The 14613-nt window shown below is 50.1% G+C and carries 11 protein-coding genes; 10 read left to right on the top strand and 1 reads right to left on the bottom strand.

What is annotated here, in order from left to right:
• Nucleotides 1-137 precede the first annotated feature (137 nt).
• The 9 genes from nuoD (at nucleotide 138) to LX98_RS18010 (ending at nucleotide 12187) form a co-directional block, all read left to right on the top strand.
• Entirely contained in the window at nucleotides 138-1280 is a 1143-nt protein-coding gene (nuoD, locus tag LX98_RS18050) for an NADH dehydrogenase (quinone) subunit D (protein WP_376753423.1), read from the top strand.
• A 61-nt stretch (nucleotides 1281-1341) separates the two neighbouring features.
• Nucleotides 1342-4032 (top strand): molybdopterin-dependent oxidoreductase, encoded by a 2691-nt coding sequence (locus LX98_RS18045; protein WP_496430173.1) that lies wholly within the window; start codon nucleotides 1342-1344, stop codon nucleotides 4030-4032.
• Nucleotides 4033-4055: 23 nt separating this feature from the next.
• Nucleotides 4056-4625: an NADH-quinone oxidoreductase subunit NuoI gene (nuoI, locus tag LX98_RS18040; protein WP_312743421.1), complete on the top strand. Its 570-nt coding sequence runs from the start codon at nucleotides 4056-4058 to the stop codon at nucleotides 4623-4625.
• Between the two features lie 7 nt (nucleotides 4626-4632).
• On the top strand, nucleotides 4633-5175 hold the full coding sequence (locus tag LX98_RS18035) for an NADH-quinone oxidoreductase subunit J family protein (RefSeq protein ID WP_312645913.1): 543 nt from the start codon (nucleotides 4633-4635) through the stop codon (nucleotides 5173-5175).
• A 13-nt stretch (nucleotides 5176-5188) separates the two neighbouring features.
• Nucleotides 5189-5491 carry an NADH-quinone oxidoreductase subunit NuoK gene (nuoK, locus tag LX98_RS18030; protein ID WP_312645914.1) on the top strand — a complete coding sequence of 101 codons (303 nt, stop codon included), beginning with the start codon at nucleotides 5189-5191 and terminating at the stop codon, nucleotides 5489-5491.
• 1 nt (nucleotide 5492) lies between these two features.
• On the top strand, nucleotides 5493-7490 hold the full coding sequence (gene nuoL, locus LX98_RS18025) for an NADH-quinone oxidoreductase subunit L (protein WP_496430172.1): 1998 nt from the start codon (nucleotides 5493-5495) through the stop codon (nucleotides 7488-7490).
• A 9-nt stretch (nucleotides 7491-7499) separates the two neighbouring features.
• Nucleotides 7500-9053, top strand: coding sequence for an NADH-quinone oxidoreductase subunit M (locus tag LX98_RS18020; protein ID WP_496430171.1), 1554 nt, complete (start codon nucleotides 7500-7502; stop codon nucleotides 9051-9053).
• A 5-nt stretch (nucleotides 9054-9058) separates the two neighbouring features.
• Entirely contained in the window at nucleotides 9059-10654 is a 1596-nt protein-coding gene (locus tag LX98_RS18015) for an NADH-quinone oxidoreductase subunit M (protein ID WP_496430170.1), read from the top strand.
• Between the two features lie 45 nt (nucleotides 10655-10699).
• The gene (locus LX98_RS18010) at nucleotides 10700-12187 is read left to right on the top strand and encodes an NADH-quinone oxidoreductase subunit NuoN (protein ID WP_496430169.1); all 1488 of its coding nucleotides are present in this window, start codon (nucleotides 10700-10702) and stop codon (nucleotides 12185-12187) included.
• A gap of 158 nt (nucleotides 12188-12345) precedes the next feature.
• Here LX98_RS18010 and LX98_RS18005 read toward each other — a convergent pair whose 3' ends face one another.
• Entirely contained in the window at nucleotides 12346-12972 is a 627-nt protein-coding gene (locus LX98_RS18005) for a zinc ribbon domain-containing protein (RefSeq protein WP_496430168.1), read from the bottom strand.
• 391 nt (nucleotides 12973-13363) lie between these two features.
• Between LX98_RS18005 and LX98_RS18000 the strand changes: the two genes are divergently transcribed.
• The gene (locus tag LX98_RS18000; protein ID WP_496430167.1) at nucleotides 13364-14569 is read left to right on the top strand and encodes a methyltransferase domain-containing protein; all 1206 of its coding nucleotides are present in this window, start codon (nucleotides 13364-13366) and stop codon (nucleotides 14567-14569) included.
• Nucleotides 14570-14613: the final 44 nt, after the last annotated feature.

The raw sequence follows: 14613 nt of genomic DNA, 5'->3' as shown, positions 1-14613 counted from the left end.
GGGCAAGGAGATCCGGCAGGCTCTAGGCCGATATCATGAAACTGGAAGATCAACGTACAACCGTCTATAAAGTCGATCCGAACCACCCGGAAACGGAGTCGTTGCCCACGCTCCGGACGGAAGAACTGCTTTTAAATATGGGGCCACAACACCCGAGCACCCATGGGGTGTTGAAGGTGATTTTGGAGCTTGAGGGGGAGCGGATCGTGAAATCGACCCCGGTACTTGGCTTTCTTCACCGAGGAGTTGAAAAACTGGCTGAGGGTGGAACGTATCACCAGTTTATACCCCATACCGATAGGCTGGATTATGTTTGCGCGATGTATAACAACTTCGCGTACTGTCGGGCTGTGGAAAAACTCATGGACATCACTCTTCCCGACCGGGCGGAATATCTCCGGACTCTTGTGGCTGAAGTGCAGCGTATTATCGGCCATTTATTCTGGTTGGGCACCCAGGCCTTGGATATCGGGGCGATGACCGTGTTCTTTTATACGTTTCGTGACCGGGAGATATTATTGGATTGGTTCGACGAACTGTGTGGTGCCAGACTGACAACCAGCTGGTATCGCATTGGCGGTGTCGAACGCGATTTCACCCCTTCGTTGACGGAAAAAGTCCAAAAGTTCCTGGACTACTTTCCTCCCAAAATTGAGGAATATGTGGTATTTTTGGAAAAAAACCGCATCTGGTTGGCCCGGACACGGGGTGTGGCAGTGATCTCTGCTGAAGATGCGCTGAGTTTTGGATTGAGCGGTCCGACCTTGAGGGGATCCGGAGTTGATTACGATCTGCGGAAATATGAACCCTATAGCGCGTATCCTAAATGTGAATTTAGCGTGCCGGTGGGAAAAAATGGAGACACCTACGATCGGTACTGGATTCGGATTGAGGAAATGCGTGAAAGCCTCAAAATTATTCAACAATGCTTGCAGCAAATGGAGCCAGGGCCGATTTTGGCTGATGTGCCGAGTGTGACTTTGCCTCCGAAGGATCGGGTGTTTACGAATCTGGAGTCGATGATTCAACAATTCAAACTGTTTTCGCAGGGATTTGATGCACCAGCCGGGGAAATCTATTGCGGAACGGAAGCCCATAAAGGCGAACTGGGATTTTATATCGTCAGTACTGGTGGCGGTCGGCCTTACCGTCTGAAAATTCGTGCTCCCTCCTTTATTCATATGGGCGCATTCGATTATATGGCCAAAGGCTATATGATCGCCGATGCGGTCACCATTTTTGGTACGTACGATATTGTCATGGGGGAGTGTGATCGGTAGGGTTGCCCTACCGGACTACGTCTTGAATTATGGTATCGGGTACAGTTAGAAAAGGACCTCAATGGGATTAAAACCTGTCACTACGCCTGATGTTGAAGCAGCGACGATTGAACTGACCCTGGATGGTGAAGTGGTCCAGGCCAAGGAAGGGGTCTCTCTTTACGACGTCATATCCAGCACGGGCAAAATTGTGCCTGCGATGTGTTACCACTATACATTCGACCCCTTCGGATCCTGTGGGATGTGTCTTGTTTTTCAAGAAGGGAAAAAAGCGCCTGTCCGGTCTTGTACCGCGAAGGCCGCAGCCGGAATGGTCATCCAGACCGAGGGCGAGGATCTGTTTCTGGCCAGGAAAAAAGCCGTGGAAAAACACCTATCCGTCCATCCCCTGGATTGTCCGGTGTGTGATGCGGATGGCCATTGTGAATTGCAAGACATGGCCTTTGAACATGGTGTGACCAACTTAGCCAACGCGAAACAAAAAAACATTCCGGAAGATACCCGCAGCCTGGTTCTTGATTTCAACATGAACCGCTGCATCGCTTGCGGAGAATGCATCAATATTTGCAAAGACGTGCTACGCATCGATGCCCTGCAGTTTATGAAAAAGGGCGGGTTTACCCAGGTAGTGGCGAAGGGCGATCAGGCGCTAGATTGCGAATTCTGCGGGGATTGCCTGGCGGTGTGTCCGGTTGGAGCCATCACCAATAAATTTTCAAAATATGCCTATAAACCCTGGCAGCTCAAAAAAACGACCACGACGTGCAATTATTGCGGTGACGGTTGCCAAATTTATGTGGAAACCAAAGATACGGAAGTGGTTCGGGTGACCTCCCCCCTTTCCTGGAAAAACAAATGGGGAGATCGCACAGATACGGTAAATGGGCATGACGGTATCTGTGTACGTGGCCGCTTTGGATTTCAGTTCATTGATAGTGACACCCGTCTGAAAACACCATTGGTTCGTACCGAATCCGGATTGCAACCTTCCCCCTGGCTTGATGCCCTAGATTTGGCCGCAGGTCGTTTGGCCAATGTCAAAGCGCAATATGGTGCGCAAGCCATCGCCGGGCTTATTACAGCCCGGTGTACCAACGAAGATCTGTATGTGTTTCAAAAACTTATGCGTTCGGTTATTGGCACTAATCATCTGGATAGCAGTGCCAGATATGGGCATTTGAATTTTGTCAGGGCCATGAAGCATGCCTTGGGCCTTCATCGCATGATGAATACCTCGGAAGAGATCAATAAAGCGAAGGCCGTCCTCATCATTGGAGCCAACATTACCGAGACCAATCCGGTTGCCAGTTTGCGAGTGAAGTCGGCTATGGGGTTGTATAAGGCGCAAACCATTGTTGTGGATTCCATGCAAACCAATATCGCGAAATTGGCTTCTCACCCTATGATGGTGAAGCCAGGGACCGAGGGCCTTTTTGTTCAAGGTCTGGTGAAGTCGGTCCTGGATCAGGAGTTGATTGACGAAGAAGCCACGTCGGCATTTCCCGAAGCCTTTCAGGCGTTAAGGCAGGCCGTAGGGTTACTTTCTCTTGAGGACATGGCCAGCCAGATTGGAGTGGGTCAGGAGCAAATTCATGAGGCAGCCCGAATCTTTGCTGAAGCGTCCCGGTCGATCATCATTTGCGGGGAGGGTATTCTCCGGCATGCCGGGGGCTATCAGCATATGTTGAATCTTATCGATCTAGCCTGGCTAACAGGAAAGCTTGGTCGAAAGGGATGCGGCATTAACACCTATACCGAGGAAGCGAACGAACAAGGGGCAGTCGATATGGGTGTCGCACCGGAATATCTGCCCGGTCCGGTTTCCTTCACTGATTCCCAAGCCCGGGAAACATTTGCTCGTGTCTGGGGCAACAACCTTCCGGACGTTGACCGCGGAGCCAATCTCACGGAAATCCTGGATCGTTGTCAAAATGGGGAAATTAAGGCTCTTTATCTGGTTGGCGAAAATCCATTAGAAACGCTTCCCGTTTCCTATGATGTCACCAGCGCATTAGCGAAGTTAGAAGTCCTCATTTGCCAGGACCCCTTCTTAACGGAAATCGCCAAAATGGCCCATGTGGTTTTTCCAGCTTCCACCTTTGCGGAAAAAGACGGCACAGTGACCAATCAGGAAGGAAAGGTTCAATTTCTCCGTCCGGCCCTGGATTCTCTTGGCGAAAGCACCTTGGATTGGCACATCATGGTCGGCATGGCAAACGGGTTAGGCTCGCCCATGGAATACGAAACGACTCAGGATATTCAAAATGAAATCAGAAAAGTCCTTCCGGGTTATTACAATCTGGGGCAAGTCTCTCACCTGGCTTCTGACCCTTCGGAGTATTTCTCAAAGGCTTTTTCCGAGGAAGTGGCGTTGCGGTACCCCGTAGGGATGAAGAGTCCTACTCAACGGCCTTTTGCCTTACGCATGATTCAATTAATTTATCATTCAGGGAAACTTTCCACCCGGGCTTCAGGCCTGATGGAAATTTCACCCAATACGTCCCGTCTTCGCATGAGCACCCAGGACTTCAACAATCTTGGGCTCGGTGCTCATGACCGTGTGCGGATCACTTCAGATCAGGGCACTGTGGAGATGGGAGTGGAAGAGGATATGTCGTTATTGCCAGGGACCTGTACAGTTCCTGAACATTTCAATGATCCACCCGTAAAAGACCTGATGTCGGTTCAGGTCGATCCTGTCACAGGGGTTCCTTATTTCAAGTTGACCTATGTTTCTATTGAAAAGGCCTGAGCAGAAAGGCCAGTCGTCAGACCATGAGTAATTCTCCAACGACAAAAAAGTTTTTCGACGCCGTGCTCTTCCGAGAAATCTGGGATGCGATGAAGGTAACCCTTAAGCATTTGCTGCATCGCCCCATTACGTTTCAATACCCACGGGAGAAACGAACGATTCCTGATGCCCATCGTGGCGCACTTTGCCTGTTACGGTATGAAGATGGGACAGAACGCTGTGTGGGCTGTGATTTGTGTGAAGCGGCTTGCCCTTCACGCTGCATTAAGGTTATCAGCGAAGAAGACAAAACTCTCCCGCTCCAACGGTATGCCTCCGAATTCTACATCGACATTACGAAGTGCGTGTTTTGTGGATACTGCGTCGAAGCCTGTCCGGTTAATGCCCTGGCGATGACGAAGGTGTATGAATTTTCAACTCATGATAAGCGGACCCTCCTCTTTGACAAGGCGCGGCTCTACCAGATTGGAGAGCGTCATATAGATGATGCCAAAAAGTATCTCTATGCTCATAACCAAGAGAAGGAAGGGGAGGAAGGCCGCGCCTACCGCTACCATTTTCCTGTTTCAATAAAAAGCACCCAGGAACCGTAGTTTCATCATGATGTGGCTTCTTTTCGGATATTTTGCCACGGTGAGTGTCGTGGCAGGGGTTTTGACTGTGGCATTGCGAAATGCCGTGCACTGCGCCTTGGCCTTGCTGACGCTCCTGCTCCATGTGGCCGGTTTGTTTGTCCTGTTGAATGCGGAATTCCTTTTTGCGGTGCAAATCATCGTGTATGCCGGAGCCATTCTTATTTTGTATCTTTTTGTGTTGATGTTGATGAATTTGAAAACGGAGGAGCAGCATCTCCATAAAAAGTATGCCTTTTTAGTATTTGCCGGAACCGCAATATTTGGAGAACTTCTGATTCTCCTCATTCAGTCGCCTTATGGGGGTGTGATTGGAGCGGCCACGCCTGACCTCATCCTGCAAACGGGACCCAGCCATGCCATTGGGATCACGATGTTTAGCGATTATTTATTGCTCTTTGAAGTGATTGGGATTTTCCTGTTAGGGGCTGTAATTGGTGCCATCGTTCTTGCTAAAACACCGGCGAAGACTGACCCACAAGAGGAACCAGGCATTTCTTCCATGCCCTAAAGCCCCATAACTCATGATTCCTCTTTCAGCCTATGTGGCCCTCAGCGCTATTTTGTTTATGACCGGACTCGTCGGCGTCCTGATCCGCCGGAATTTTATTGTCGTCCTGATGTCCGTGGAGATTATGTTGAATGCCGCCAATATCAATCTGGTGGCTTTTTCTCATTACCTTCATTCCATGTCCGGGCAAATGGCGGCACTCTTTATCATTGCGGTGGCCGCAGCGGAAGCCGCTGTCGGATTAGCGATTATCATTGTGGTGTTTCGAGGGAAAATGGCCACGAACGTCGATCAAATTAATATTTTAAAGTGGTAACGTGTTCGATCTGCTCGTTCTCCTGATTCCTCTTTTTCCTCTGCTGGCCGTGTTGGTCAACGGGCTGTTGGGCTCTCGCTATTCACATGAGATGGCAGGGCGCCTGGCTTTTGGCTCGGTCGGATTGTCATTTCTATGTGTGCTCGGTGTTTTCGTTTCGATTCTCGGAGATCCTACACCGCGTGAAGTCATCGCCTACTCCTGGATTTTCGGAGGCGATCTCTCCATCAATCTTGCCTTCCTCATCGACCCGCTGAGTGTCATCATGCTGTTAGTGGTGACCGGTGTGGGGTTCCTCATCCATGTCTATTCCGTGGGCTATATGCATGGTGAAGAAGGGTTTACCCGCTTCTTCACCTATATGAACCTTTTCATGGTTTCCATGCTGCTGCTCGTCATGGGAAACAATTATGTCGTGTTGTTCATTGGGTGGGAGGGCGTGGGCCTCTGTTCCTACCTGTTGATTGGCTACTACTATGAAAAAGTCTCGGCGGGGAAGGCCGCGACCAAAGCCTTTGTCGTGAACCGGATTGGCGACGCCGGATTTTTGCTGGCGATATTCCTGATCTTTTCCCATTTCGGCACACTTGATTACACGGCCGTGATGGCCCAAGCCTCGACCCTTTCAACTGAAATGGCCACCGCCATCTCGCTTTGTTTGTTAGTCGGCGCGATCGGCAAGTCGGCGCAATTACCCTTGTACACCTGGTTGCCCGATGCGATGGAAGGCCCAACTCCGGTGAGTGCGCTTATCCATGCGGCCACCATGGTCACCGCCGGAGTCTATATGGTGGTGAGAAACCATGTGATATTTGATATGGCGCCGATGGCTTTGGCTACCGTGGGCATCGTTGGAGGCGTCACGGCACTGTTTGCCGCCACGATTGGACTTGTTCAAAACGATATTAAACGAGTGTTGGCCTATTCAACCGTCAGCCAGTTGGGCTATATGTTCCTGGCCTGTGGGGTAGGCGCCTATACTGCCGCAATCTTTCACCTGATGACCCATGCATTTTTCAAAGCACTTCTATTCTTGTCGGCCGGTTCGGTGATTCATGCATTGGGTGGGGAGCAGGACATTCGGAAGATGGGCGGGCTGCATGACAAGATTCCGACGACCTATCGGGTGTTTCTGATCGGAACTCTCGCCATTGCGGGTATTCCTCCTTTGGCAGGCTTTTGGAGTAAAGATGAAATTATGGCTCATGCCTTCGTCCATGGCTATTATCACTTGTATCTTCTGGCCGCTGTTGGAGCGTTCTTGACCAGCTTTTATATGTTCAGGCTCACGTATCTTACGTTCTATGGGTCATCTCGAGTCGATCCACATGTGGCCCACCACATTCATGAGTCACCTTCGGTGATGACCATTCCGCTCGTGATTTTGGCCGGGTTGGCCCTTTTCGGAGGATTTCTTGGTGTACCCCCGGAGCATGGCTGGTTCCATGGATTTTTACATGATGTGGCGACTCCATTAGGTGCTGAGGCCCATGAAGTGGGGTGGGGTATGTTGTTGGGTCTCATGGGTGTGGCCATAGCGATCGCTTTGGGTGGATGGGGGTTAGCGCATTATATGTATGCCATGCGTCCTCAGATGGCCGACGAATGGGCCGCAAAATCTCCGAGAGTCTACACCACGATTCTGAATAAATATTACGTCGATGAGATGTATGACGTCCTAATTGTGGAACCCTTCAAGAAATTGGGTTTGCTATGGGATTGGTTTGATCGACAGGTTCTTGACCGCTTCGTCGTGGGGATCGGGCGAGGCACGGATGCCAGCGCTGGTGCGATTACTTGGGTTGAAAAATATGTGATCTACGCAGGATTGAATGTGGTGGGTTATTCCAATCATCTTCTCTCGTGGTCGTGGCGAAAAATACAAAGTGGCATGGTCCATCATTATGCCGCCATTATTGTCATTGGGCTGGCGCTGCTCATTCATCTGGCCCTGGTGTGGTTTATTGGATCTTCCGCCGCCGGCATGTCCATTCGGTAACTGACTATCATGCAAGAAGAATTACAATTTGGGTTCCCCATTCTGACCTTCCTGACGTTCTTTCCGTTTCTCGGGGCGATGGTTATTTGGGCTTTGAAGGATCAAGACCTGATCCGGAAGTGTGTGCTAGGGATTGCGAGTCTGGAAATGCTTGTGGCGTCGCTGATGCTATGGCGATTTGTCCCAGAGACAGCGGCCATGCAGTTCGCCGAACGTCATGAATGGATTCCTTTCTTAGGGATTAGTTATCACCTGGCGGTGGACGGAATCAGCGTTCTGTTCGTGGGCCTGAACGCTTTCCTCATCCTGCTTCTGGTTCTCTACGCTTGGGATACGGTTCATGCTCGTCCCAAAGCGTTTTATATGTGCCTGCTGGGTATGGAAGCGACGATGATGGGGATTTTCGTCTCCATTGATTTGATCCTCTTTTTTGTGTTTTGGGAACTCATGCTCATCCCCAGTTATTTCCTGATTAAACTCTGGGGCCCTGGAGAACAACGCCATTATGCCGCGTTGAAGTACGTCCTCTATACTCTCCTGGGGAGCGTGTTCATGCTTGTAGGCTTTTGCCTCCTGAGCTTGAACTATTTTGAAGCGAAACAGGTGTATAGCTTTGACTTACTCGACTTGCTTGCTGTTCAGATTCCTCTTAGTCAGCAACTGCTGATTTTTTGGTTGGTATTTTTGGGGCTGGCCTTTAAAGCGCCCATATTTCCATTTCATTCCTGGCTGCCCGATGCCTTGGTTCAAGGGCCGATCCCCATGTCTGTCATGCTGGCCGGGATCAAGTTAGGTACATATGGTTTTCTTCGTTTTTCGTTCCCTTTGCTCCCCGATGCCTCTCAGCACGCCACGGTGGTCGCTATTCTCATGACCCTGGGTCTGGCCGCTATTGTGTATGGGGCGATTGTCGCCATCATCCAGCCTGACTTCCGGCGTCTGCTCGTGTTTAGCAGTATTAGCCATTTAGGTTTTGTGGTTGTGGGCATGTTTGCGCTGAATTTCCAAGGAATACAAGGCAGCCTGATAACCATGATTAATTTGGGATTCAGTACTGCGGGTTTATTTTTCCTGGCCGGATTCATTTATGAACGTCTGGGCCATAATGACGTACGACGATACAGTGGGTTGGCGAAAAAAATGCCGCTTCTTGCTACGTTTATGCTAATCATTGGAATGGCCTCCATTGGTTTGCCAGGAACCAACGGTTTTATCGGGGAATTCCTCATTTTATTGGGCGTGTTTCAAGTCTGGTGGCTATATGGAGCCATTGCGGTCACCGGGATCATTTTTGGTGCAGCATACTTTTTGTGGTTTTATGAGCGGTCCATCTTTGGACCATTGAAAGACAGTGTGCCGGCAGCCATTAAAGATTTAAATAGCCGTGAATGGGCAATCGGGGTGGCATTGTCGGTCATGATTTTTTGGATCGGCATTTATCCTTCCCCGTTCTTGCGGATGGTCAATGGATCCGTGCAGGAGGTCGTTGACCGGTTGCATCCAGGAATGGCGACTGCTCAACAGCATGACTCCCTGCTTTCCACTAAAGTCACCAGGAATTAACGACTATGGGTGAATATTCCCTACTCATTATTCTGTTTGCGCCATTTTTTGGCGCGATCGCTTTAATGTTCGTCCCCAGGGAGGAAGCGCTCCTGGTGCGAATGACGGCGGCTATTTCTGCGGGTATTTCCCTCCTGGCCTCTTTCTATATTTTTCTTGCATACGATACGGCGAAAGGCGGATTTCAATTTGTCCAGCGGTATGTCTGGTCTGAAGAATTAGGCATTGCCTTTTACCTCGGGGTGGATGGCATCGGCGGCCCATTGGTCTTTGCCTCCGCAATCCTGTTATTTGCGGGCATTTTTGTTTCGTGGCACATCAAGGATCGGACCAAGGAGTTCTATATGTTCCTCCTGATCCTGGCTGCCGCGACCATTGGGGTCTTCATGTCGCTGGATCTCTTTTTCCTCTATTTCTTTTATGAAATGTCGGTGTTGCCCATGTACTTATTACTGGGCGTGTGGGGAAGTCATACCAAAGGGTATCTCTCCATGACCAACCCCGAAGAGCGAAAGCTTCGGGATTCCATCGGATTCATATTTAACTTCGGATCCAACAGTAAAGAATACGCAGCCATGAAGCTGACCCTGTTCCTGTCTGCGGGGGCGGTGGTGGCCCTGATGGGGATCCTCCTCATTTACCATCTTTCCGGTCTGCACACCTTTGACATTGTGGTGTTGCGTGAACAGGCTCATTTTTCGGATACGGTCGCTACGTTAATTTGGTTTCTAATCTTTTTTGGGTTCGCCTCTATCGCCCCGATATGGCCTTTGCATTCCTGGTCACCCGTCGGCCATGCCGCTGCCCCGGCAGCTACCAGCATGCTGCATGCCGGTGTGTTAATGAAGCTTGGGCATTTTTCCATTATACGCGTGGCCTTTGAGATTCTGCCTGACTCTACCCGGGAGTGGATGTGGGTAGCGGCTGTTCTCTGCGTTTTTTCCATCGTCTATGGGGGACTGGTGTCCTATTTCGCCAAAGACACCAAATATGTCATTGGTTATTCCAGCTCCAGCCATATGGGCTATATATTCCTGGGCATGGCCGCTTTGAGCTATATCAGTCTCTCCGGCGCCGTTATTTATATGTTTGCCCATGCTCTGGCAACCAGCATGTTGTTTGCCATGGCTGGCTGGGTGTATGACCAAACCCATTCACGAGACATTCCATCCTTGGGAGGACTTGTTGAAAAGATGCCGTTTATTGCCGGGGCCTTTATTGTCGCCTGTATGGCATCAATCGGCATGCCGGGGACGATCAATTTCATTGCTGAAGTGATGATTATTGTGGGGAGTTGGGAGGCATATCCCTTTCAAGTCGTCGTGGCGGTGCTCGGCATCGTTCTGACCCTTGCGTATATGTTCAAAATGATGCGGGGGTTGTTTTACGGGAGATTAGATCCGGAATACGCCCATGCCACCGATGCCCGACATTGGGTGGATCGCATGCCATTACTTCTTTTAATAGTCTGTAGCATTACTCTTGGGATTTTCCCCGGGCATTTTTACGAAGTGGTACGGTCGACTGTGGAGCCTATGGTAGACCGGATTAACCAGGTGGCCCCACTCATTACTCAAAACACTCAGGGCCTTTTACCGTAAACGATTCACAATTGAACCTTCTGAGGACTTTCTGATTATTTCGCAATGATCTTTCAACTTGACCTTTCCGTCGCTGATCTTCTCCTGCTTCTGCCTGAGATTTTTCTCACACTCTGGCTGTGTCTCCTTCTGTCACTGGACTTTTCGCTGAAGCGAATGACGCACCAACAATTGGCCTACCTGAGTATTGCGGGGTTAGCGGTCACCGGTCTGATCCTATTGGGATTTGACCAAGCCGGGACCACAGGGGCCTTGTTTAAAAACATGTTCGTGCTGGATCGGATGGCTATTTTCTTTAAGCTCATCATTGTGGGCGCCACCGCCCTTGTTCTGTTTATGTCGATTGATTATGTGCAGGATTTCCGGTTCTTCCGTGGCGAGTATTATGTCATGGTCGTCATGTCGGCCCTCGGCATGATGTTCATGGCTTCGTCGAATGACCTTCTCTCTGTCTTTGTCACCCTGGAATTTTCAACATTTGGTTTTTATGTGCTGGTCGCCTATCTCAGAGATGACCAGCGCTCATCGGAAGCCGGCCTCAAGTTTTTTATTTTAGGAGTATTTGCGGCTGGCCTATTAGCTTATGGCATCAGTTTGGTCTATGGCGAAACCGGGACCTTAATATTCTCTGAAATGACCGGCACCCCTGGAAGTTATGGATTGGCGATTGGCTACATTTTGATTTTTGCCGCCCTGGGATTCAAGATCGGAGCCGTCCCTTTTCACGCCTGGATTCCTGACACCTACCAAGGCGCGCCGACACCTGTGACGGCCTTCCTCTCCATTGCCCCGAAGGCCGCAGCATTGGCTATCCTTATCCGGATGTTTTACGTGTCCCTGGCTTCATTCAAGCCGATGTGGGTGTTGTTATTTGTCGTCGCATCCATTTTCTCGATGACCTACGGCAATATCGTGGCCATTGCTCAAAAGAATATTAAACGGCTGTTGGCCTATTCCGGTATTGCGCAAATTGGAAATATCATGATCGGATTAGCCGCAGGAACGAAACAAGGCAGCGATGCGATCATGTTTTTTCTCCTGACGTATCTTTTTGCGAATTTGGGAGCTTTCGCAGTCATCATTGCCGTGAGTCGGGTCATGAAAAGCGACGAAATTGAAGATTATAATGGTCTGAATCGACGTTCCCCGTTTTTGGCGGCGTCCATGTTGCTCTTCCTGTTGTCGCTGGCTGGAGTCCCTCCGCTTGCGGGATTTATCGGGAAAATCTATTTATTTATTGCTGCCATGAAAGAGGAGCTATACACCCTTCTGATTGTCGGACTCATCAATATCGTCATCTCCATGTACTACTATTTAATTGTCGTTAAAAAGATGTACATCAACGAACCCACCGATTCTTCGCCAATTCTTGCATCCATGCCGATCAAAGTTGCGGTGTACGTCGGGATTGCCGGAACCGTGTTGTTGGGTGTGTACCCAGGACCGTTTATCGACTGGGCCGTTAGTGCCTCCCTTATGTTCTCCAATATCGCAGGACCCACCGCCGCCGCGTCCCTACTTCCTGGCGGATAATCGCCGGACCGGATATTTGCGCGTTCCACCCTCCTTCTCCGATTGACAGGCACAATCTCTTTTTCCGCAGTTCCACATAACCTCCTTAACAGGGGGGAATGTGCGCTGAGGATGAGCACAGCTTGATGGGGTATTAGGAAAAGGGAAATTTGGTGGACTTACATTCGCCAGGAGAGGATGGTTTCTAGGGGATTGAGCCCATTGAGTTGCCAAATAGCTCCGAACACTACGGATATGGTCACAATCACTAAGAGAATCAGACCGATGAGGATCGAATTTTTTTTGCTACGGGGATAACGGGGGGGAGGAACTTTTTGGGACCCCGACGGGTCTTGCCACAATGCGGAGGGTCGTCGTGGCCCCAGGAGTGCTGTGGTTTTCCGGAGAGGTTCCACTTGGCTGGCTCGTGAGGCTTTTGTGGCTCCCCTTTTCACTGGGGCGACTGAGGGCATCTTCCCTGGTGACGTTGTCTCTGGCTTCGCAGGTTGGGGAACTTTCCTGGTATGGATATAGGATGCTCGACAATGGGGACACACCAGCGTTTCCTGGATTGATTCGCCGTTATCCTCCTGCTGTGGGTGTCCTCCTGCTAACGACACCCGGCAATATGGGCATGTGCGGGCATCCGGCGAGACCAGACCATGACATTGTGGACAGGTGTGTAGTCCGGATGCCCGTTCCTCTTCTAATGCGTGCTTCCCGGGAGAAGGGAAGGCGCATTGAGGACAGGCTCGAGCTTCGGTCGAGACCTCTTTGTGACATTCAGGGCAGGGAACAAGGGCCATGGAGTAAATTTCCGTTTTCGCTATTTCACAGATTTTTCGAGCATATTTCTTCCTGATCTTTCAGGAAGGCAACGTCGATACCTGGAAAATTTGTTTGAATGATGTGTAAATGCAGGAGTGTCTTCCTCCTTCTTGAACCGAATCAGAGATGAAGGGAAGAGCCTGGCCTTCCGCTATTCTCTCTCATCTGATTTGCTCTTCTCAAGGGAGAGCGGGTTTTTTCACAATTGGGTTTCTTGACTTCATCTCTCTGTTCTCTTTTATGGGTAAAATGTGTAACATTTCCAGGCATGTCCAGACAGTGTTATCTTGAAGTGATTCCTTGTCCTATGTCTTATTATGAGAGGATGCAAGGAACTAACAGGGTTTCTCAAATTTCCATGAGGGTACTATGACCAATGAAACAAAAGAGGAAAATCATTCTATCACCCAGGCGGTCAGCCGGCGATACGCTAAAGCGGTGACCAACGGTGAACAGTTGTGTTGCCCGACCGGGTATAACCATGAAGATTTGGGACAATTTATACCAGAACCGGTCTTAAAGGTGTCCTATGGCTGCGGAACTCCGGTTGGCCTATCATCTGTCCAACCTGGGGAAGTCGTCCTGGACATTGGTTCTGGAGGCGGGATCGACTGTTTTGAAGCGTCCCGGAAAGTCGGGCCCCGAGGTCGTGTCATTGGCATTGATATGACCGATGAAATGTTGGCGTTGGCACGTACGCATGCACCAACCGTTGCCAGCACTCTGGGTTATCCGGAGCCGAATGTGGACTTTCGAAAGGGATTTGCCGACGCCATGCCTGTTGAAGACGATCAGGTGGATCTCATTATTTCGAATTGTGTCATTAATCTCGCTCCGGATAAGAGGAAGGTCTTCCAGGAAATGTTGCGCGTGCTTCGACCTGGTGGACGGTTCACCATTTCCGATATTGTTGCTGACCAACCCATTCCGAATTACTTAATCTATGACAAGGCCAAATGGGGCGATTGTTTGTCCGGCGCCCTTACGATTAAAGACTATTGGGGCGGGCTTCGGGAAGCCGGGTTCAAAGGGCTTCATCAGGTGAATAGTATTCCATGGAGAGTGATTGACGGCATCCAGTTCCTCTCTGTGACACTCACGGGGTATAAACTGGCCTCCACATCGACCACTCCGTCGTCGGCCTTTGCAACCCTCACCGGGCCATTCTCTCAAGTGCTGGATGAGCTGGGTACGACCTTTACCCGAGGGCATCCTCAGCAAATCGATGAACGAACGGCGGAATTATTGGCATTAGCTCCGTATCATGAGCGATTCATTATTGACGAGAAACCGGTGGCTCTGGCCGTTCAAGATTCCCGAATGCAGGCCATCTTTCCCGAAGATGCGCCTTGTCTATGGGAAGGACAATTTGCCGTGTTGACCGGACCGTTTTTAGAGGTCTGTGACGATGACCATCATACGTATCAATGCGGTGAGCCGGTAGAAATTTGCTCTAAAACACACAACGTCCTCCAGACCACTTCGTATCAACCCTATTTTGCGATCATTAATCGATCCAGAGAGGGCATGGACTCCGAACCCGTCATTTGTGGACCATCAACCGGGTGTTGTTAGGGATATCCGGAAAATCACCCTGTCGGTGTGTGAAGAATTAAGGC

The sequence above is a fragment of the Nitrospira marina genome (assembly GCF_059568365.1).
This window is presented reverse-complemented; position numbering and strand designations above follow the sequence as displayed.

Excerpts from the sequence above, each read along its gene's own strand:
- nuoD (WP_376753423.1), top strand. The coding sequence starts at position 138 with ATGGGGCCACAACACCCGAGCACCCATGGGGTGTTGAAGGTGATTTTG.
- LX98_RS18045 (WP_496430173.1), top strand. The coding sequence starts at position 1,342 with ATGGGATTAAAACCTGTCACTACGCCTGATGTTGAAGCAGCGACGATT.
- nuoI (WP_312743421.1), top strand. The coding sequence starts at position 4,056 with ATGAGTAATTCTCCAACGACAAAAAAGTTTTTCGACGCCGTGCTCTTC.
- LX98_RS18035 (WP_312645913.1), top strand. The coding sequence starts at position 4,633 with ATGATGTGGCTTCTTTTCGGATATTTTGCCACGGTGAGTGTCGTGGCA.
- nuoK (WP_312645914.1), top strand. The coding sequence starts at position 5,189 with ATGATTCCTCTTTCAGCCTATGTGGCCCTCAGCGCTATTTTGTTTATG.
- LX98_RS18020 (WP_496430171.1), top strand. The coding sequence starts at position 7,500 with ATGCAAGAAGAATTACAATTTGGGTTCCCCATTCTGACCTTCCTGACG.
- LX98_RS18015 (WP_496430170.1), top strand. The coding sequence starts at position 9,059 with ATGGGTGAATATTCCCTACTCATTATTCTGTTTGCGCCATTTTTTGGC.
- LX98_RS18010 (WP_496430169.1), top strand. The coding sequence starts at position 10,700 with ATGATCTTTCAACTTGACCTTTCCGTCGCTGATCTTCTCCTGCTTCTG.
- LX98_RS18005 (WP_496430168.1), bottom strand. The coding sequence starts at position 12,972 with ATGGCCCTTGTTCCCTGCCCTGAATGTCACAAAGAGGTCTCGACCGAA.
- LX98_RS18000 (WP_496430167.1), top strand. The coding sequence starts at position 13,364 with ATGACCAATGAAACAAAAGAGGAAAATCATTCTATCACCCAGGCGGTC.